Consider the following 18,413-nt stretch of genomic DNA (forward strand, 5'->3'; position numbering starts at 1 on the left):
CTTCCAGGTCACATCCTGAACACGCCGAAGCGGCTCGGTTCGATGGGCGCGTTCAGCGACGCGGACAGGGCCAGCCCCAGCACGTCGCGGGTCTGCGCCGGGTCGATGACGCCGTCGTCCCACAGTCGTGCGCTGGAGTAATAGGGGTGTCCCTGTTCTTCGTATTGATTGAGAATCGGCTGCCTGATTTCGGCTTCCTGGCTGGCGCTGAAGGGCTGGCCGCTGCGTTCGGCCTGTTCGCGCTTGACCTGCACGAGTACGCCGGCAGCTTGCTCGGCACCCATCACGCCGATCCGCGCATTCGGCCACATCCACAGCAAGCGCGGGTCATAGGCGCGACCGCACATGCCGTAGTTCCCTGCGCCGAAACTGCCGCCGATGATCACTGTGAATTTCGGCACCCGGGCGCAGGCCACTGCGGTCACCAGTTTTGCGCCGTGCTTGGCGATGCCACCGGCTTCGTATTTCTGGCCGACCATAAACCCCGTGATGTTTTGCAGGAACAGCAGGGGAATCCCCCGCTGGCAGGCCAGTTCGATGAAGTGCGCGCCCTTCTGCGCGGCCTCGGCGAACAGGATGCCGTTGTTGGCGAGGATGGCGATCGGATAACCGTGCAAATGGGCGAAGCCGCACACGAGGGTCGTTCCGAACAGCGCCTTGAATTCATCGAACACCGAGCCGTCCACCAGCCGCGCGATCACCTCCCGCACATCGAACGGCTGTTTGGCATCGGCCGACACCACACCGTAGAGCTCGTCACTGGCATACAGCGGAGCGATGGGCTGGCGTTGCTGCAGCTGACCGAGTTTGTGCCAGTTGAGGTTGGCCACGCTGCGACGGGCCAATGCCAGGGCATGCTCATCGCTGTCGGCATAATGGTCGGCTACCCCGGAAATCTTGCAGTGCACATCGGCGCCACCCAAGTCTTCCGCGCTGACCACTTCGCCGGTCGCGGCTTTCACCAACGGCGGGCCGGCGAGGAAAATCGTCGCTTGCTGGCGGACCATGATCGCCTCGTCCGCCATCGCCGGCACGTAGGCGCCGCCTGCAGTGCAGGAGCCCATGACCACGGCAATCTGGGGGATGCCTTGGGCACTCATGTTGGCCTGGTTGAAGAAGATCCGGCCGAAATGCTCACGGTCGGGAAACACTTCGTCCTGGCGCGGCAGGTTCGCGCCGCCGGAGTCAACCAGGTAAATGCACGGCAGGCGGTTCTGTTGGGCGATGGCCTGGGCCCGCAGGTGTTTTTTCACGGTCAGGGGATAATACGAACCGCCTTTGACCGTCGCGTCGTTGGCGACGATCATGCATTCGACGCCCTCCACGCGACCGATGCCAGCGATCACCCCGGCCGCCGGGACGTCTTCGCCATACACTTCGTAGGCCGCCAGTGGGCTGATTTCGAGAAAGGGCGAACCCGGGTCCAGCAAGCGATTGATGCGCTCGCGTGGGAGCAATTTACCCCGGGAGGTATGCCGCTCCTGTGCCTTGGGGCCGCCGCCTTGCTGGATGTGGGCGAGCAGGGTGCGCAAGGCCTCGACCTGCCCAAGCATTGCGTCGCGGTTGGCGATGAATTCGGGCGAACGTGGGTTGAGCTGAGTATGCAGCGTGGCCATGGTCAGCTCCGTTAGCGGGTTTCGTTGAACAGTTCGCGGCCGATCAACATCCGACGGATCTCACTGGTGCCGGCGCCGATTTCGTACAGCTTGGCGTCCCGTAGAAGACGGCCAGCCGGGAATTCATTGATGTAGCCATTGCCGCCCAATATCTGGATGGCATCCAGCGCCATTTGCGTGGCGCGCTCGGCGCTGTAGAGGATGACCCCGGCGGCGTCCTTGCGGGTGGTTTCGCCGCGCTCGCATGCCTGGGCCACTGCGTACAGATAGGCGCGGCTGGCGTTGAGCTGGGTGTACATGTCGGCGACCTTGCCCTGGATGAGCTGGAACTCACCGATGCTCTGGCCGAACTGCTTGCGGTCGTGGATGTACGGCACGATCAGGTCCATGCAGGCCTGCATGATGCCGGTCGGGCCGCCGGACAGAACCACACGCTCGTAGTCGAGGCCGCTCATCAACACTTTCACGCCGCCATTGAGTACGCCGAGGATGTTTTCCTCCGGCACTTCGACGTCATCGAAGAACAGCTCGCAGGTGTTCGAACCGCGCATGCCGAGCTTGTCGAACTTGTTGCTGCGGCTGAAACCTTTCCAGTCGCGCTCGACGATGAAAGCGGTGATGCCATGCGGGCCTTTTTCGAGGTCGGTCTTGGCATAGATGACATAAGTATTGGCGTCCGGACCGTTGGTGATCCAGGTCTTGCTGCCGTTGAGCACGTAGCGGTCGCCACGCTTGTCGGCTCGAAGCTTCATCGAAACAACGTCGGAGCCAGCGTTCGGTTCGCTCATGGCGAGGGCGCCGACATGTTCGCCGCTGATCAACTTGGGCAAGTATTTGCTTTTTTGTTCGTGGGTGCCGTTGCGGTTGATCTGGTTGACGCACAAATTGGAGTGAGCGCCGTAGGAGAGGGCGACCGAGGCCGAGCCGCGACTGATTTCTTCCATGGTGACGACATGGGCCAGATAACCCAGGCCGGCGCCGCCGTATTCTTCCGGTACGGTGATGCCCAGCAGGCCCATGTCGCCGAATTTGCGCCACATGTCGGCAGGGAACAGATTGTCGATGTCGATCTGGGCCGCCCGAGGCGCCAGCTCTGCCTTGACGAAGGACTGGACCTGGTCACGCAACATATCGATGGTTTCGCCGAGGGCAAAATTCAGGGATGGGTAGCTCATGGGACACCTTTTGGCTTTTTTGTCGGGTGCGGAAAGTAGCAGGGCTGCTCTCACCTTTACGTTAACGTAAGCTCGTGACGAACGGCTGTCAATTGCTCTTTACGTTAACGTCAACTTGGGCGAGAGTAGGGCCGCTTTTGCATGAGATTCACCGATACCCCCACTAAAAAAGATAAGAGGGCGCGTCATGGATCAACCCGGTTCTCAACCGCAACCCAGCTATACCCGCGGCTCCCAGGCCAAGGCCTTGCTCGCGCAGACCATCGGCCAGGCGTTCGACCAGACGGCGGCCCAATTCCCCGACGGCGAGGCGCTGGTGGTTCGTCACCAGTCCCTGCGCTACAACTGGCGAGAACTGGCCGAAGCTGTCGATCTGCATGCCCGGGCCTTCCTGGCGCTGGGCTTGCAGGACGGCGACCGCTTGGGCATCTGGGCGCCCAACTGCGCGCAGTGGTGCATCAGTCAGTTTGCCACTGCGAAAATCGGCGTGATTCTGGTCAATATCAATCCGGCGTATCGCGCCGCCGAGCTGGAATACGTGCTCCAGCAATCCGGTTGCCAATGGCTGGTGTGCGCGGGAGCGTTCAAGACCTCGGATTACCACGCCATGTTGCAAGCCTTGGTGCCGGAATTGGCGGAGCAATCGATCGGGCAATTGCGAAGCGAGCGCCTGCCGGACCTGCGCGGTGTGATCAGCCTTGATTCGCAGCCGCCCTCGGGCTTTCTTCCTTGGTCGCAGATGGCTGCCCTCGGCGCTGCGGTGTCGCCACGGCAGCTGGCCGAGCGCCAGGAGAGTCTGCATTTCGACCAGCCGGTGAATATCCAGTACACCTCCGGCACCACCGGGTTTCCCAAGGGCGCGACCCTCAGTCACCTCAATATTCTCAATAATGGCTACATGGTCGGCGAAAGCCTGGGCCTGACCGCTGGCGACCGACTGATGATCCCGGTGCCTCTGTATCACTGCTTCGGCATGGTCATGGGCAACCTGGGATGCGTGACCCACGGCAGCACCATGATTTACCCAAGCGATGCCTTCGACCCATTGTTGACCCTGCGTACCGTTGCCGAGGAAAAGGCCACTGCGTTGTATGGCGTTCCCACTATGTTTATCGCCATGCTCGACCAGCCCCAGCGAGGGGATTTCGACCTGTCCAGCCTGCGCACCGGGATCATGGCTGGCGCCACATGCCCCATCGAGGTGATGCGGCGCGTCATCAGCGAGATGCACATGGCTGAGGTGCAGATTGCCTACGGCATGACGGAAACCAGTCCGGTGTCGTTGCAGACCGGTCCTACGGATGAGTTGGAATTACGCGTGACCACAGTGGGACGAACCCAGCCGCAACTTGAAAGCAAGATCATCGACACCGCGGGCGATATCGTCCCTCGCGGGACCATCGGTGAGCTGTGCACTCGGGGCTACAGCGTGATGCTCGGCTATTGGAACAACCCCAAGGGCAGCGCCGAGGCCATCGATTCGCAGGGCTGGATGCACACCGGCGACCTCGCGACCATGGACGAGCAGGGTTACGTGCGCATTGTCGGGCGGAACAAGGACATGATCATCCGCGGCGGAGAGAACGTTTATCCCCGTGAGCTGGAGGAGTTCTTCTTCACCCATCCCGCAGTGGCCGACGTGCAGGTAATCGGCATTCCTTGCTCGCGCTATGGCGAGGAAATCGTGGCGTGGATCAAGTTCCATCCCGGCCACAGCGCCTCCGAGCAGGAACTGCAGGCGTGGTGCAAGGAGCGCATTGCCCACTTCAAGACGCCGCGTCATTTCAAATTTGTCGAAGAATTTCCGATGACAGTCACCGGCAAGATCCAGAAATTCCGCATGCGGGAAATCAGCATGGAGGAGCTGCGCGATCATGACGGCTGAGTAATAACTGCGGGGGGCGAGCTTGCTTGCGATGCGGTGTGTCTTGCAAAACGTCGACAACTGACACGCCGCATTCAAGGATTGATCGAAAAATCCAAATCCCGGAAAGCACAAAGGGGAGCCGAAGCTCCCCTTTAATTTTGTCGTCGCGTGCTCTTTTTTTATTATTGAGGGGCGGCCTGTTGTTGTTTTTGGCAGCCGTGGCCCTTTACCGCTGTTTTTGGCGATCCCCATCCGGGATCAAGAGCAAACGTATTTTTTTGAGCGCTGATCTGCTTTTTCGCCTGGCGATCCAACCGATTCGGGAGCTACCTGAAGGTAGTTTTATTGTTCTCTGCCCGGTTGCGGGTTGCTCCTGGAAGCACCCTGAAAAGCACACCTTCTCCAAAAAAATCTGTTAGCTGCGTCTCTGCCGTGTTGTTTTTGTTATGCCAGAGTCGTTTCGTCTTGTTTTTATTAGGTTTGCTGCGTTTTTTTATTCTTGTTGTGCCAGAGATATAGCAGGTGCCGTGCCAACTTTTAAAAATCCATATAAATCAAATAGTTGAGTATTTTCGCTAAAAATATCGTCGGACCAAACCTGACAAATTGTTTCCGTGTTACTCGTTTCGCTGCTGTTACAAAGCCAGCGGTAACACCTCATTGTGCATTGAGGGCCTTGGCGACGCGCGAACCGGACGGGCGGCCGAGCACGTCACAGATCTGCCGGCCCGCAGCGATCAAGGCGTCCAGGTCTACACCGGTTTCAATACCCAAGCCATTAAGCAGGTACAGCACGTCTTCAGTCGCAACGTTACCGCTGGCACCCTTGGCATAGGGGCAGCCACCGAGGCCGGCGATGGAGCTGTCGAACACCGCGATGCCTTCCAGCAGGCTGGCATAGACGTTGGCCATTGCCTGGCCGTAGGTGTCATGGAAATGTCCCGCCAGTTTTTCCCGAGGAATGTTGGCCGAAACCACTTCGAACATCTTGCGTGTGGCGCCGGCGGTGCCGGTGCCGATGGTGTCGCCCAGGGAAACCTCGTAACAGCCCATGCCATACAGTTCCCTGGCGACCCAGGCGACTTGCTCGGGAGAGACCGCGCCTTCATAAGGACAGCCCAGCACACAAGAGACGTAACCGCGCACGCTGACACCGTGCTGTTTGGCGGCGTCCATGATCGGTGCGAAGCGTTCCAGGCTTTCCTTGATGGAGCAGTTGATGTTGCGCTGGGAAAAAGCTTCGGACGCCGCCGCGAACACCGCAACCTCCTTGACGCCTGCCGCCAGTGCGTCCTCGAACCCCCGCAGATTCGGTGCCAGGGCGCCGTAGGTAACACCGGGCTTGCGCTGGATCTGCGCGAACACTTCAGCCGAACCGGCCATCTGCGGCACCCATTTGGGTGAGACAAAACTGCCGACCTCGATGTAACCCAGGCCGGCGGCGCTCAGGGCATCCACCAGGCGGACCTTGTCGGCGACGCTGATCGGTTGCGATTCATTCTGCAGGCCGTCGCGGGGACCAACTTCGATCAGGCGTACAAAAGAGGGAAGGGACATGAGGATTGACCTGTAGTAATAAAGGTGGGCTCGGTGTGGGACGATGTCCTTACTGGACGATTTCTTCGCTTTTGATCGTCTGTTCCAATGCCTGGATGCAACGTTCCTCGGCGGTGTCGAGTTCCAGTTTCATCTGCTCGATATCCAGCAGTTGCTGTTCGAGTTGCTCGCGACGCTCGGCAATTTTTGCCAGCATGCTGTGCAGCTGTTTCTGATTGCCGCTGGTGGGGTCGTACAGCTCGATCAGCTCACGGCATTCGGCGAGGGAAAAACCAATGCGCTTGCCCCGCAGGATCAGTTTCAGGCTGACCTTGTCCCGTGGCGAGTAGACACGTTCCTGGCCTCGACGCTCCGGACGCAAAAGGCCCTGTTCTTCATAGAAGCGGATGGCTCGGGTGGTGATATCCAGTTCGCGGGCGAGGTCGGAGATGCTGTAGGTCTGGCTGCTCATGGAAGCGCTCGAAACGATAGGAGTTGGCGCTAAGCTAATGGCAGGTTGACGTGCGCGTCAAGCAATCGGGGCCTGTGGGAGCAAGCAAACTCGTTCCCACCATCTGCCGACCGCCCTAAACCTTCTCTAGCTTCTTTTCATGGGCCGTCACCTGTTGGCACAGCTCGATCATCTGTTCACGCATCCACCGGTTGGCCGGATCCTGATCGGTGCTTTCATGCCAATAGAGATGGGTTTCCACCGGCGGCACGTCATTGACGGGCAGCAGGAACGCGTGCAAGTCATGGCGGCGCGAGAAGCGCTCGGGAACGGTCATGACCATGTCGGTTTGTTGAAGCACCTGGGAAGCCATCAGGTAATGCTGGGAGCGCAGGGCGATCTTGCGCTGGATGCCCATTTTGCCGAGGGCCAGGTCCACGTAACCCAGCCCGTTGCGGCGACTGGATATATGCACGTGGGTCTGGGCCAGGTAATCGTCGAGGCTGAGTTTTTCCTTGTTTGCCAACGGATGGCCCTTGCGCATGGCGCAGACGTAACGGTCCTCCATCAGCTTGACGTGGCGCACTTGTGGATCGGTGTTGAGCGGGGCGTCGACCGCGAAATCCAGGCGCCCGGCGGCCAGTTCCTTGGTGGTTTCCCGGCGTTTGGACAGGAAGCTCTCGATGGCCACGGTCGGCGCCAGCCGACGCAGGCGCTGGAACAATGGCGGCAGGATCACGCCCTCGGTGAGGTCGGTCATGCTGATGCGATAAGTCTTGACCGCTTGCAGCGGGTTGAAGATCCGACTTTCCTGCACCGACACCCGCAGCAGCGACAGGGCGTTGCGCACCGGCCCGATAATGTTCTGGGCCATCGGCGTGGGCACCATGCCCTGGGCGGTGCGCACGAACAGCGGGTCGTTGAAGGTCTCGCGCAAACGCGCCAGGGCATTGGACACGGCCGGCTGAGTGATGCCGACGATCTGCCCGGCGCGGGTCAGGTTGGCTTCGGTGTAGATCGCATCGAAGACAATGAAAAGGTTGAGGTCGACCTTGCTCAGATTCATGGCGCTGCACTCTTATTCTTGGGCTTGTATGAGGTGCCGGGTGGCGATGCAAATCAGTGAACCATATATCGGTGATGAATGTTAATACACGCCGAGAATAGGTTAGGTAAATTTTCGTAGCTCAACTAGCATCGATTCCATGACCTAAAACAACCTCTGCCAAGAAGGTGCTTTCCCATGGATTTTGCCTATTCCCCCAAGGTGCAGGAACTGCGTGAGCGTGTCACGGCGTTCATGGATGCCTATGTCTACCCGGCCGAAGCGGTTTTCGAACGACAAGTGGCCGAAGGCTACCGTTGGCAGCCGACGGCGATCATGGAGGAGCTCAAGGCCAAGGCCCGGGCCGAGGGGCTGTGGAATCTGTTCCTGCCCGAATCCGAACTGGGCGCCGGACTGACCAATCTGGAATACGCGCCGCTGGCGGAAATCATGGGGCGCTCGCTGCTGGGGCCGGAGCCGTTCAACTGCTCGGCGCCGGACACCGGCAACATGGAAGTGCTGGTGCGCTACGCCAATGAAGAACAGAAGCAACGCTGGCTCGAGCCGTTGCTGCGGGGCGAAATTCGCTCGGCCTTCGCCATGACCGAACCGGACGTCGCGTCCTCCGACGCCACCAACATGGCTGCCCGTGCCGAGCGCGACGGGGACGAGTGGGTGATCAACGGCAAGAAGTGGTGGACCTCAGGCGCCTGCGACCCGCGCTGCAAAATCCTGATTTTCATGGGCCTTAGCAATCCCGACGCACCCCGTCACGCCCAGCACTCGATGATCCTGGTGCCGGTGGGCACGCCCGGGGTGAAGATCGTCCGGCCATTGCCTGTGTTTGGTTATGACGATGCGCCCCACGGCCACGCCGAGGTGCTGTTCGACAATGTGCGGGTGCCTTACGAAAACGTCCTGTTGGGCGAGGGCCGCGGTTTCGAGATTGCCCAAGGCCGCCTCGGCCCAGGTCGGATTCACCACTGCATGCGCTCGATCGGCATGGCTGAGCGCGCATTGGAGTTGATGTGCCAGCGCGCCATCAGTCGCACCGCATTCGGCAAGCCGTTGGCGCGCCTGGGCGGCAACATCGACAAGATCGCCGACTCGCGTATGGAAATCGACATGGCTCGCCTGCTGACGTTGAAGGCGGCGTACATGATGGACACCGTCGGCAACAAAGTGGCCAAGAGCGAAATTGCCCAGATCAAGGTCGTTGCGCCGAACGTGGCTTTGAAAGTCATCGACCGGGCGATCCAGATTCACGGCGGGGCTGGGGTTTCCAACGATTTTCCACTGGCCTACATGTATGCCATGCAGCGCACGCTACGCCTGGCCGACGGCCCGGATGAAGTCCACCGCGCCGCTATCGGCAAGTTCGAGATCGGCAAATACGTGCCCAAGGAGATGTTGCGTAGCGAGCGCTGAAGGTGTGAGCTCTCCCACCGGTAAACCCTGTGGGAGCGAGCTTGTTCGCGATGATGGCCGCTTCGACACTGAGCCAGTTACTCCTTGACGCTCATGTATTCCTCTGCCCAACGGATGTATTCCTCGGGTTGAGTATAGGTATGGGTCAGCTCGGTGGCGCTCAGGTCTGATGCCTGGGTGAAGATCTGACGCTGCTCCCGCAGGCTGTCGTAAGTCGCTTTGATCGCGGCGAAATAGGCGCCGTGGCCATCGATGGTGATCCGAACACCCAGCTCGGCCAGGCGCTTGTCGTCTCGCAGCAACGGGTTGCCGTAAGTCACCAGCATCAACGGCACGTTCAGGTTCTCGCTGATCTTTTCCAGGTGCTCGAAATCCTGGACGCCCACCATGCAGATACCGTCGGCGCCGGCACGTTCGTATTGCTGGGTGCGGCTGATGATCTCCTGGACCGGCAGTATCCCGGCGTTGGTCCGGGCAATGATGGCCATCTCCGGATCGACGCGCGCTTCCAGGGCGGCGCGGATCTTGCCGACGCCTTCGGCCACGCTGATCAGGTCGGTGGACTTGCGGCCAAACTGGGCCGGCAGCAAGGTGTCTTCGATGGTCAGCGCAGCCACGCCGGCGCGTTCGAGTTCGATGATGGTACGCATCACGTTAAGCGCATTGCCGTAGCCATGGTCAGCGTCGGCAATGAACGGCAATTGTGCCACGCGGCCAATCCGAGTCGCCTGTTCGGCAAATTCGCTGAGGGTGATCAAGGCAAAGTCCGGTGCGCCCAACACTTGCAATGACGCCACCGAGCCGCCGAGGATCCCCACCTCAAAACCCAGGTCGGCGGCAATGCGCGCCGACATCGGGTCGAACACGGAGGCGGTGTGGTAGCACGTCTTGGAGGCCAGCAATTGCCGGAAGTTGCGACGCAAATCTTGATGGGAAAGCCTGGACATATGAGATCCACCAATGGAATGGAAAGGCTTGAGCAAAAGTGTCAACGCCAAAGAGCCAAAGGCTATCACGCTGTGGGGATAAAAGATTATGTCGAACGCGCATGGGCCATGCTTTGCAGTGCACCAAAAAAGGGCCGCAGACCGGGAAGGTCTGCAGCCATGAAAAAACCCCTATAACTTATTTGTCATCCTCCTGAGCTGTTGCCCGCCATATATTTTTTATTTCATGGATGTTTGCGACGTTGTAGCGAAGCGTGTATTCGCCGCAGGGCATGTCGCCTTCCTGTTTCAATTGGACGGCTGTATCCAGCGCTTTGGCCGCTGCACGTAGCAAGGGAGCTTCATCCCAGTTTTTCATCGAATGATTCATGGTTGGTTTACATCTCCGATTATTGAGCGGCCCAGGGCAGCTCGGTTTTTAGCAACGACAGCGTGTCTGTAAACAGCGCCGTCTCTTGCGAAGTAATGCCAGGGTAAAGCGGGACATGGTTTCTATCGAAGCACCATGCTTCGTCGGTCCTTATCAACCCTTCAGGGTGAATGAGTAAGCTCAGGGATGCGGACATTGCCTGCGGCGCGCTTTGTTTATGGACTTCTCGTAATGCAGGCATGTAAAGGACTTCACCCGGTGCAAGTTTTATTTTGCGTTCTTCTCCCAGTCGGGGAGATTTACCCGCTTTCAATGGCAAGTCGTCGAGTATTTCCCGGATGACGGTTATGTAACCATCACCGCTGTAGCCGGCAGCATACATCTCAAAGTCATGACTATGATTTAAATCATAGATAAATGTTTCGCTCTCATCGGTGCTGTTGACGGGTGACCAGAAGCCCAGGCGAAGGGTGAATTCCTCATTGCTATGCAGAACAAATACATAAGCATTGTAAATACTGTTGTGCGTGCTAAAACCGTCCTGCTGGATCGTTGCATAAATATGATCGCTCAATAAAGAACGGTTTCTGGCTAGTTGCCGTAGGTCTTCGATAATCCTCGTATTGTCTCGCTGCCTATCATAAGTTTCCAAGCGCGTGATAAATGTCTTTAGGTTCATGCTGCCTCCAGAGGCCGGAGTAAGTCGTCCAGTCGGGCGTTCTGGTGTTTTTTCAGCAGTTGGACGTAGTTCAAAGCGTTTAATCGGTCGGTCCGATAGAGGATCTGAAAGGCCTTCCATGCCACGGCGGGGTGATAGTGGTAGATCAGTTCCCCCGCGACCCTGTGCATTTCAGGGTCCTGAATTGTGTCGAGCAGTTCCAGGCTCACCAGATAACGGGCAGCACTTTCATCGTGAGGTAACCAGGCGATCTTACGCAGCGAGACACGATCAAATACGCTGATATCCATGGCTCTGTTTGGAAAATTAATTCTCCCTGTCAGTTTGGCTGGCTCCCGACGTGTTTGGATATAGTCAAACAACATATGATGACCATCGATGATCAACGGATTTTTCTTGTCGATCATTGCAATGGCCGCCTTTTCGATACGACCCTCCTTGACAGTGTATCGCTGGATCTCGAATGGTTGGTCGAGCGCGAATAAAATGCTTTGGCCGGGCACTGAATACAGCGGGGCGGGGGTAGGGTCGAACTTGGATAATTTGATACTTATGTTGACCTTGTTGGTCTTGTGCAGTACCAGGGTTCTCGTATGTGTGTTTGTGATGTTCATTATTGTTGCCCGCCGGGATTGCGCCGTGGCGAAGGCTGGTTCGGCCATCAGTTGAGAAATCAGTTGTCGTGCTTCCGATGTCATGTCCAATTCTTTAATTGTTTTCGCTATGTCTGTAGGCGAATTTTTCTTGGAGATTAGATTTTTTATCATGATCATTTTCATTGCGGCGGGGCGATGTCGCAAAGTATGGGGTTGGCCCGGGGATGGAGCAACTTTGCATTTGTTGATAAGTATTGCTAGTTGTACTTTGTCGCTATGTCGGCTGACGGGGAAGTTGTTGTCCGTTGCTTGTGTTGCCTTGCCCTCACGTTGCATGAGGGCAAGTAATTACAAAGAAATACAGCGGGTCGTTATGCCGCCTTCGCCTGCCGGCCTTGTTTATGCAGCGGTACGGCCCGTACCGTGTCCCCCGGTTGCACTTGCAAGCGTTTGGCGGTGATGCGGTCGACAAGCAGGTTGTGGCCATGCAAGTGGGCGCGGGCGCTGGTGACGCGGCAGTTTTCCAAGCGCCGGTTGTGAATCAGCCAGACCGGCGCCTGTTCGTCCGGTATGCCGACTGCCAACGTCAGCGGTTGGCTGTCGCGCACGCTACGGATCTTCGACACCGTTGCCTCGACCACCGGGCCAGCATCGAAAATATCGACGTATCCCTTGTGGGCGAAACCTTCGGCACTGAGGATCCTCAAGGCCGGTTCGGTATTGGGATGAGCCTTGCCGATCACGGCCTGGGCTTGTTCGGTGAGCAGGCACGTATAGAGCGGCTGGCGCGGCATCAGCTCGGCGATGAATGACTTGTTACCCATGCCGGACAGCTGATCGGCGTAGCTGAAATCCTTCTGGAAGAAGTGCCTTCCCAGGCTGTCCCAGAAGGGCGAGCAGCCCTGCTCATCGGCATGGCCGCGCAGTTCGGCAATGAGTTTTTCACCAAAGAGGGTCGGAAACTCGGCGACGAACAGCAAGCGCGCCAAGGACAGCAAACGACCGTTATGGCCCCGGCGCTGCTCGGGACGCAGGAACAACGAGCAGATTTCCGATTGTCCGGTCATTTCGTTGTTGAGAAACAGCGTCGGGATCTGTCGCTGGATGCCCAATTCAGGCGCCGAGCTGACCGTCACACCCACGCGATAGTTGTACCAGGGCTCGCGTACCCCAACCGCACCGGTCAGCGCACTGATCCCCACCACCTGCCGGTCATCATCCTCCAGCACGAACAGGTAGTCGGCATCGGCCCGTTCAACCTGCCCGGCGAACGTTCGCTGGGCCCAGCGCACCCGGTGCGCCAAGCGTTCTTCATTCGCCGGCAGGCTGGTAAACCCAGGGCCGGCACAGCGCGCCAGGTCCATCAATGCAGGCAGGTCGGTCAGGACGACCGGGCGGACAATCATGGTGTCGCTCCTTGATCATGCCGGGCATTCATAAGCTGGCCACCCGGATCCAGTCACCCTCTGCGATGTCCAGTGCGGCCAGCATGTCGGGAGCTAGAAAAACAGAGCTTTCGCCGTTGACTTCCAGGTCGGCGACGATGGCGCGGAAATTACCCAGGCGATCATTGCTGACCAGGTAACGACCCGTGGCGTCGATCTGTCGGCGCTGGCGCGCGATAGCCAAGCGGCTCTGGGCGATCGAGCGGATGTTCGCGATTCGGGCGTGCAGGGTGGGGCCACCGTCAAAGATGTCCACGTAGTTGTTGGTTTCGAAACCTTCGCGCTCGAGGATATCGAAGGCTTCCTGGCCCTCGGGATGGACTCGCCCGATACAGGCCTGGGCCGCGGCCGGCAACATGGGGACGTAAATCGGGTATTGAGGCATCAGCTCAGCCAGGAAGGTCCGGCTGCGCAGGCCACAAAGACGTTCGGCCTCGATGTAGGGCAGGTCGAAAAAATGCTGCCCCACGGCGTCCCAGAAGGGCGACTGGCCATCCTCGCTGCTGAAACCGACGATTTCGGTAATCACCGAGTCGGCAAAGCGCCGGGGATGGGCACCGATGAACATCAGCCGTGCCCGGGAGAGCAACTCCGACTGCGGCGTGCGAACACGTGAGGCGTCGATGTGGAACCCCCGTAGCAGCGTTTGGCCGCTCAGATCCTGGCAGAGCGACAGCGCGGGTACGCCGTGCTGGATGTTCAGCTCCCGGGATTCACTGGAGAACGGTCGGTTACGCAAGCTGTAGAACGGTTCGCCGCACCCCGTGGTGGCGACGATTTCGGAACAGCCCGCGAGGTGGCCCGATTCAAGGTCCTGCAAGACAAAAAAATAATTTTCCCCACCTGGGGTCTGCACTTCGGCTTCGAACGAAGCACACGACGCGAGAATTTTTTCCCGCAGGTGGTCGATGTCGTCAGGAAGCGAAGTGACGCCTACGAGGCTATCGCGGGCCAGCTGTTGCAGTTGCGGCAAATCGGTCAATTGAACTGGACGTAAAGCCAGCATGGATTGCACTCCTGTTCCAAAGAGCCCGCTGATGGATACCGGGCTTGACGATCACTGTCGTTGTCCACGCATTGCTAGCCTTGCGGCTGAAAATCCCGAACCGTCGTGTTTATAGCAGGGGGGCGAGGTAGGCGCTCCAGGTCCGCACCGACTCGGGACAGCGCAACTGGTCGTTACGTACTTCGATCAACACCGAATCCAGGCCGCGACCGTCGCCATGGACAGGAACCGTCATGTCACTCAACGGGCTGACCTTGTAGGGCTGGTTGCCGGCCACCCGCAGCGAATGCCTGGCCAGCCCCTCGACGATGCGCTGGGCGTATTCCCTGGCTTCGCCGAACAGCACGCCGGCCTCGAGTGCGCGCGGCTGACCGTAGAACACCGGGGTGAAGCTGTGGATACCCACCACGCGCACGACCCGGTTGTCGGCCAGGCGCCGGTCGATCAGGGCTCGCAGTTGATCGTGGAATGGATGGAACAGGCACTGCTGGCGGTATTGGCGCGTGGCGTCGTCCAGCGAGTGGTTACCGGGGATCTGGTAGATCTCGCTTTGCGCCGGAATGCTGTCGGGGACGTGTAACGGGCGGTTCAAGTCGATCAACAGCCGCGAGTAGTTGGCCGACAGCAGCGTCGCGCCGAGGGTCTCGGACAATCGCTCGGCCAAGGCCAGTGCGCCGATGTCCCAGGCGACATGATCCTGGGAAGCCGTCTCATCCAGGCCCAGGTCGTTCAGCGCGCCTGGGATGAATCGACTGGCGTGTTCACAAACCAGCAGCAGCGGGTGCTCAGACTCTCCCCGCAGCAATCGAAAAGCAGGCTTGGTGTATAGACCCGATTCGGCGCATTCAATGGATTCACGCATAGTGTTCACAAAGTTCGGCAGGTGGCGGCGCCTTGGGCGAGGCCGGCTCCCGGGCCCCCAAGGCAGGACTGGTTTGAACCGGCGCGTTGGACGCAGCTTCGAACAGCATCCACTTGCGCAGGGCACCTACGGCCCGGCGTCCCGATGGCGGTAAAAACAGGCACGGATCGCTGGTCTGGTCTCTGGAGAGAGGCATCCGTGCTCCTTGCCTGGATGGGTGTCGGGGTTGTTTTTCCTTAAGTCGAAAATAGTATTTGGGTAGCAGGTGCTACGTGTCCAGAGGTTTTTACGTTCCGTTTAAAAAGTCTGGAATTATGTGTAGCCCTTGTAGGGCAAGGGTTTGGTTGAGGTGGCCGCATATGTCAGGTATTGCTTCAGTTGGTGTCGGACTTAACGCCTTTTTGTCCAAGTTTATTTAACTTCATATAAGGTGATGTACAAGAAATGACGGGATTTTCCTGTCACGAACGCCATCCATTCGCCCGAGTACCCAGCGTGCAAACCACCCGATTGACCTTGATTTGCCATGGCCGCACCGTCGCTCAGAAAGCCGCTCGCTTCGGCCTGGACGAACCGCTGGATGCCGGCTGGCTGGCGAAGCGTCCCGAGGTCGGTCGTCAATACCGTGATGTCCGGCATCTGCTCTGCGGGCCCGAGCTGCGCACGCGCCAGACGGCGGCCTTGTTGGGTGACACACCGAGGGTGGTCCCGGCGCTGGCCGATTGCGATTTCGGACGATGGCGCGGGATGTCCGTCGACGAGTTGCTCGCCAGCGAGCCGGAACACCTGCGGACCTGGCGTGACGATCCGGATGCCGCGCCGCACGGCGGTGAATCCGTCAGTCACTTGTGTCGGCGTGTCGGTGACTGGCTGACGACCCTGGAAACGACCCCTGGCCATTGCTTGGCCGTCACCCATCCATTCGTGATCCGCGCCGCCGTGGTGAATGTGCTGGGCTGTTCACCTGCCATGTTCAACCGTATCGATATCGAGCCCCTTGGCGTCGTTGACCTGCGATTCAACGAGGTCTGGCGCTTGCGAGCCTTGGAGGCACCATGATGAAAAAGCTTCTAGTGATTGGCATTGGAGCAGGCGATCCGGACTACTTGACGATGCAGGCGGTGAAAGCCTTGAATCAGGTGGACGTGTTCTTCCTGATGGACAAAGGCCCTGCCAAGGACGCGTTGCTGGACCTGCGCCGCGACATCTGTCGACGCTACATCGTTGATCATCCGTACCGTTTTGTCGAAGCCTGCTGCCCCGAGCGCCAGCGTGGCGACCCAGACTATGCAAGCACAGTCGCCGAGCTGAACAGCGCGAAGCAGGCCATTTTTGAAAGGCTGATCGAAGAGGAACTTTCAGACGGGCAATGCGGCGGTTTCCTGGTGTGGGGCGATCCATCGTTGTACGACAGCACGCTGCGAATCCTGCAGGCGATCCTCGATGCGGGACGCTGCGTCTTCGAGTTCGAGGTGATCCCAGGCATTACCAGCATCCAGGCCCTCGCGGCGCGACATAAAGTACCGTTGAACAGCATTGGCGGTTCGCTGGAGATTACCACTGGCCGACGGTTGGCGGCGGGGCAGGTCGGCGACGCCGCGAGCGTGGTGGTGATGCTCGATGCAGAGGATGCGTATCGCCAGGTGAACGATCCTGACCTGCAGATCTACTGGGGGGCCTATGTGGGAACGGCAGGCGAAATCCTCGTCGCAGGTCGGCTGGGGGACGTGGCTGATGACATCGAGCGCACCCGCAAGGCAGCGCGTCAGGCCAATGGCTGGATCATGGATACATACCTGTTGCGCAAGTGATGGCGCCTTTATCCCCGGCCAAACCGCTCCCGGTACACCGAGGGCGCCACCCCCACTACGCTACGAAACGCCACGCGAAAACTTTCCACCGAGCGGTAACCGCAGAGCTGGGCAATGATGTCGGTGTTGTCCTTGGTGCTCTCCAGCAATTCCCGCGCCCGCGCCAGGCGCTCATGTTGCAGCCAGGCCTTGGGTGAGAGGCCAGATGCCTGGGTGAAGCGGCGCAGCAATGTTCGTTCGCTCATGGCGGCGTGACTCGCCAGTTCGCGCACCCCCAGCGGCTCGTGGAGACGCTCCCGGGCCCATTGCATGACGCCGGACAGATCGCTGCGCGGCGTGCGGCTGACCGGTGACGGAATGAACTGTGCCTGGCCACCGGTGCGTTGCGTCGGCATGACCAGCCGACGTGCCACGGCGTTGGCGACTTGTGCTCCGCAATCGCGCGCGACCAGATGCAGGCACGCATCGATGCCGGCCGCGCTGCCAGCCGACGTGATCACTTGGCCGGAATCGACATACAGCACGTCAGGGTCTACATCGATTGCCGGGTATCGCGCGGCGAGTTCATCGGTGTAGCGCCAATGAGTCGTGGCGCCCAGGCCATCGAGCAGTCCGGTCGCGGCGAGCACAAACGCGCCTGAACAGATCGACAGCAAGCGGGCGCCGCGATCATGGGCTCGCCGCAGGGCCTGGAGCAGTGCCTCGGAAGGCGGGCCGCTGTGAATGCGCCAGCCCGGCACGATAATCGTCCGGGCGCAGTCGAGCAGTTCCATACCACCATCGGCCAGCACCTGGAAGCCGCCCATGGCGCGCATCGGGCCGTCGTCGACGGCGACGATGCGGTGCTCATACCAGGGAAACTCGAACTCGGGCCGGGCCAGGCCGAATATCTCGACGGCTACGCCGAATTCGAACGTGCATAGACCGTCGTAGGCAAGGATTGCGACGAGGCCGGGAGCAGGCTGCATTTGACGGAAAATTCCCACAGAGTGTCGTATCCGCCACTGTAGCGGTACGCACCAGCTCGATAAAGTCTCTTCGAGCCCTTTTTGTTCCAGGAGTAGAACCTATGACCAGCCCCGTTAGAGCAGTGCCTGCCGCGCCATCCGACCTGGCATTGCAACACTTCAGCCAGCGCCTGATGTTCGAAACCGATTGTTCCGACGTACATGCCAGCCAGGAAACGGGCGACGTCGATTTTGTCCTGGTGGATGTGCGCGGACCGCTGGCCTACGAACGCGGGCACGTACCGGGCGCAATCAACCTTCCAACCCGTACGCTAACGGCGCAGGCGCTGGCGGCCTATCCCCCGACGACCTTGTTCGTGGTTTATTGCGCCGGGCCACACTGCAACGGCGCCAATAAGGCTGCGGTGCGCCTGGCGACCCTCGGGTACCCGGTCAAGGAAATGATCGGCGGTGTCATGGGCTGGCTCGACGAGGGCTTTCGCCTGACCGGTTCCGTAGAGCGCGTGGCGGAGCAGGCAATCGGCTGCGATTGCTGAACTGCACGCCTGAAGTGGAAGCGATCCAGGTCGCTTCCACTGTAATGCGGTGTTACAACGCAGCAGCATATTTTT

General features: G+C 59.4%; 19 protein-coding genes. 5 read left to right on the plus strand and 14 right to left on the minus strand.

Annotated elements, in window-relative coordinates:
* Positions 1 to 8: 8 nt before the first annotated feature.
* Both JZ00_RS10580 and JZ00_RS10585 read right to left on the minus strand, forming a co-directional pair.
* The gene (locus JZ00_RS10580; protein ID WP_039589162.1) at positions 9 to 1,616 is read right to left on the minus strand and encodes a carboxyl transferase domain-containing protein; all 1,608 of its coding nucleotides are present in this window, start codon (positions 1,614 to 1,616) and stop codon (positions 9 to 11) included.
* 11 nt (positions 1,617 to 1,627) lie between these two features.
* Positions 1,628 to 2,791 (minus strand): isovaleryl-CoA dehydrogenase, encoded by a 1,164-nt coding sequence (locus tag JZ00_RS10585; protein ID WP_039589163.1) that lies wholly within the window; start codon positions 2,789 to 2,791, stop codon positions 1,628 to 1,630.
* Between the two features lie 187 nt (positions 2,792 to 2,978).
* On the opposite strand from JZ00_RS10585, the gene JZ00_RS10590 reads away from it, so the two are divergent.
* Complete coding sequence (locus JZ00_RS10590) at positions 2,979 to 4,676, plus strand: AMP-binding protein (RefSeq protein ID WP_039589164.1); 1,698 nt, start codon at positions 2,979 to 2,981, stop codon at positions 4,674 to 4,676.
* A 639-nt stretch (positions 4,677 to 5,315) separates the two neighbouring features.
* Here the strand turns inward: JZ00_RS10590 and JZ00_RS10595 are convergent.
* The 3 genes from JZ00_RS10595 to JZ00_RS10605 form a co-directional block, all read right to left on the minus strand.
* Positions 5,316 to 6,215: a hydroxymethylglutaryl-CoA lyase gene (locus tag JZ00_RS10595; protein ID WP_039589165.1), complete on the minus strand. Its 900-nt coding sequence runs from the start codon at positions 6,213 to 6,215 to the stop codon at positions 5,316 to 5,318.
* Positions 6,216 to 6,264: 49 nt separating this feature from the next.
* The gene (locus JZ00_RS10600; RefSeq protein WP_039589166.1) at positions 6,265 to 6,666 is read right to left on the minus strand and encodes a MerR family transcriptional regulator; all 402 of its coding nucleotides are present in this window, start codon (positions 6,664 to 6,666) and stop codon (positions 6,265 to 6,267) included.
* Positions 6,667 to 6,781: 115 nt separating this feature from the next.
* Complete coding sequence (locus JZ00_RS10605) at positions 6,782 to 7,711, minus strand: LysR family transcriptional regulator (protein WP_039589167.1); 930 nt, start codon at positions 7,709 to 7,711, stop codon at positions 6,782 to 6,784.
* 177 nt (positions 7,712 to 7,888) lie between these two features.
* Between JZ00_RS10605 and JZ00_RS10610 the strand changes: the two genes are divergently transcribed.
* Positions 7,889 to 9,118, plus strand: coding sequence for an acyl-CoA dehydrogenase (locus JZ00_RS10610; protein WP_039589168.1), 1,230 nt, complete (start codon positions 7,889 to 7,891; stop codon positions 9,116 to 9,118).
* Positions 9,119 to 9,195: 77 nt separating this feature from the next.
* Here JZ00_RS10610 and JZ00_RS10615 read toward each other — a convergent pair whose 3' ends face one another.
* The 8 genes from JZ00_RS10615 to JZ00_RS10650 all read right to left on the minus strand — a co-directional run bounded on the left by JZ00_RS10615 (position 9,196) and on the right by JZ00_RS10650 (position 15,219).
* On the minus strand, positions 9,196 to 10,065 hold the full coding sequence (locus JZ00_RS10615; RefSeq protein WP_039589169.1) for an isocitrate lyase/PEP mutase family protein: 870 nt from the start codon (positions 10,063 to 10,065) through the stop codon (positions 9,196 to 9,198).
* Between the two features lie 178 nt (positions 10,066 to 10,243).
* The gene (locus JZ00_RS10620) at positions 10,244 to 10,423 is read right to left on the minus strand and encodes a hypothetical protein (protein WP_232916618.1); all 180 of its coding nucleotides are present in this window, start codon (positions 10,421 to 10,423) and stop codon (positions 10,244 to 10,246) included.
* Positions 10,424 to 10,454: 31 nt separating this feature from the next.
* A complete protein-coding gene (locus tag JZ00_RS10625) occupies positions 10,455 to 11,114 on the minus strand; it encodes a hypothetical protein (RefSeq protein WP_039589171.1) in 660 nt (219 codons plus the stop codon).
* Entirely contained in the window at positions 11,111 to 11,812 is a 702-nt protein-coding gene (locus JZ00_RS10630) for a hypothetical protein (protein ID WP_235433071.1), read from the minus strand. The genes JZ00_RS10625 and JZ00_RS10630 overlap by 4 nt, the downstream gene beginning before the upstream one ends.
* 269 nt (positions 11,813 to 12,081) lie before the next feature.
* On the minus strand, positions 12,082 to 13,116 hold the full coding sequence (gene astA / locus JZ00_RS10635) for an arginine N-succinyltransferase (protein ID WP_039589173.1): 1,035 nt from the start codon (positions 13,114 to 13,116) through the stop codon (positions 12,082 to 12,084).
* Positions 13,117 to 13,144: 28 nt separating this feature from the next.
* Positions 13,145 to 14,161 carry an arginine N-succinyltransferase gene (locus JZ00_RS10640; RefSeq protein ID WP_039589174.1) on the minus strand — a complete coding sequence of 339 codons (1,017 nt, stop codon included), beginning with the start codon at positions 14,159 to 14,161 and terminating at the stop codon, positions 13,145 to 13,147.
* Positions 14,162 to 14,270: 109 nt separating this feature from the next.
* On the minus strand, positions 14,271 to 15,023 hold the full coding sequence (locus tag JZ00_RS10645; protein ID WP_039589175.1) for an N-formylglutamate amidohydrolase: 753 nt from the start codon (positions 15,021 to 15,023) through the stop codon (positions 14,271 to 14,273).
* On the minus strand, positions 15,016 to 15,219 hold the full coding sequence (locus JZ00_RS10650; RefSeq protein WP_039589176.1) for a hypothetical protein: 204 nt from the start codon (positions 15,217 to 15,219) through the stop codon (positions 15,016 to 15,018). The genes JZ00_RS10645 and JZ00_RS10650 overlap by 8 nt, the downstream gene beginning before the upstream one ends.
* 299 nt (positions 15,220 to 15,518) lie before the next feature.
* Here JZ00_RS10650 and JZ00_RS10655 point away from each other — a divergent pair, with 299 nt between their 5' ends.
* Together JZ00_RS10655 and cobF are read left to right on the plus strand one after the other, a co-directional pair.
* Entirely contained in the window at positions 15,519 to 16,082 is a 564-nt protein-coding gene (locus tag JZ00_RS10655) for a histidine phosphatase family protein (protein ID WP_039589418.1), read from the plus strand.
* Positions 16,082 to 16,834, plus strand: coding sequence for a precorrin-6A synthase (deacetylating) (gene cobF / locus JZ00_RS10660; protein ID WP_039589177.1), 753 nt, complete (start codon positions 16,082 to 16,084; stop codon positions 16,832 to 16,834). The genes JZ00_RS10655 and cobF overlap by 1 nt, the downstream gene beginning before the upstream one ends.
* An 8-nt stretch (positions 16,835 to 16,842) precedes the next feature.
* Here cobF and ftrA read toward each other — a convergent pair whose 3' ends face one another.
* On the minus strand, positions 16,843 to 17,802 hold the full coding sequence (gene ftrA / locus JZ00_RS10665) for a transcriptional regulator FtrA (RefSeq protein ID WP_039589178.1): 960 nt from the start codon (positions 17,800 to 17,802) through the stop codon (positions 16,843 to 16,845).
* Positions 17,803 to 17,903: 101 nt separating this feature from the next.
* Between ftrA and JZ00_RS10670 the strand changes: the two genes are divergently transcribed.
* Positions 17,904 to 18,338: a rhodanese-like domain-containing protein gene (locus tag JZ00_RS10670; protein ID WP_039589179.1), complete on the plus strand. Its 435-nt coding sequence runs from the start codon at positions 17,904 to 17,906 to the stop codon at positions 18,336 to 18,338.
* Positions 18,339 to 18,413: the final 75 nt, after the last annotated feature.

The sequence above is a fragment of the Pseudomonas frederiksbergensis genome (assembly GCF_000802155.2).
GTDB classification, from domain to species: domain Bacteria; phylum Pseudomonadota; class Gammaproteobacteria; order Pseudomonadales; family Pseudomonadaceae; genus Aquipseudomonas; species Aquipseudomonas frederiksbergensis_A.

Bases quoted from the DNA above. Each gene is read 5' to 3' on its own strand.
- JZ00_RS10620 (WP_232916618.1), bottom strand. From the start codon at position 10,423: ATGAAAAACTGGGATGAAGCTCCCTTGCTACGTGCAGCGGCCAAAGCG.
- ftrA (WP_039589178.1), bottom strand. From the start codon at position 17,802: ATGCAGCCTGCTCCCGGCCTCGTCGCAATCCTTGCCTACGACGGTCTA.
- JZ00_RS10580 (WP_039589162.1), bottom strand. From the start codon at position 1,616: ATGGCCACGCTGCATACTCAGCTCAACCCACGTTCGCCCGAATTCATC.
- JZ00_RS10625 (WP_039589171.1), bottom strand. From the start codon at position 11,114: ATGAACCTAAAGACATTTATCACGCGCTTGGAAACTTATGATAGGCAG.
- JZ00_RS10645 (WP_039589175.1), bottom strand. From the start codon at position 15,023: ATGCGTGAATCCATTGAATGCGCCGAATCGGGTCTATACACCAAGCCT.
- JZ00_RS10670 (WP_039589179.1), top strand. From the start codon at position 17,904: ATGACCAGCCCCGTTAGAGCAGTGCCTGCCGCGCCATCCGACCTGGCA.
- JZ00_RS10595 (WP_039589165.1), bottom strand. From the start codon at position 6,215: ATGTCCCTTCCCTCTTTTGTACGCCTGATCGAAGTTGGTCCCCGCGAC.
- JZ00_RS10600 (WP_039589166.1), bottom strand. From the start codon at position 6,666: ATGAGCAGCCAGACCTACAGCATCTCCGACCTCGCCCGCGAACTGGAT.
- JZ00_RS10615 (WP_039589169.1), bottom strand. From the start codon at position 10,065: ATGTCCAGGCTTTCCCATCAAGATTTGCGTCGCAACTTCCGGCAATTG.
- JZ00_RS10640 (WP_039589174.1), bottom strand. From the start codon at position 14,161: ATGCTGGCTTTACGTCCAGTTCAATTGACCGATTTGCCGCAACTGCAA.
- JZ00_RS10585 (WP_039589163.1), bottom strand. From the start codon at position 2,791: ATGAGCTACCCATCCCTGAATTTTGCCCTCGGCGAAACCATCGATATG.
- JZ00_RS10610 (WP_039589168.1), top strand. From the start codon at position 7,889: ATGGATTTTGCCTATTCCCCCAAGGTGCAGGAACTGCGTGAGCGTGTC.
- astA (WP_039589173.1), bottom strand. From the start codon at position 13,116: ATGATTGTCCGCCCGGTCGTCCTGACCGACCTGCCTGCATTGATGGAC.
- JZ00_RS10650 (WP_039589176.1), bottom strand. From the start codon at position 15,219: ATGCCTCTCTCCAGAGACCAGACCAGCGATCCGTGCCTGTTTTTACCG.
- JZ00_RS10590 (WP_039589164.1), top strand. From the start codon at position 2,979: ATGGATCAACCCGGTTCTCAACCGCAACCCAGCTATACCCGCGGCTCC.
- JZ00_RS10605 (WP_039589167.1), bottom strand. From the start codon at position 7,711: ATGAATCTGAGCAAGGTCGACCTCAACCTTTTCATTGTCTTCGATGCG.
- JZ00_RS10630 (WP_235433071.1), bottom strand. From the start codon at position 11,812: ATGACATCGGAAGCACGACAACTGATTTCTCAACTGATGGCCGAACCA.
- cobF (WP_039589177.1), top strand. From the start codon at position 16,082: ATGAAAAAGCTTCTAGTGATTGGCATTGGAGCAGGCGATCCGGACTAC.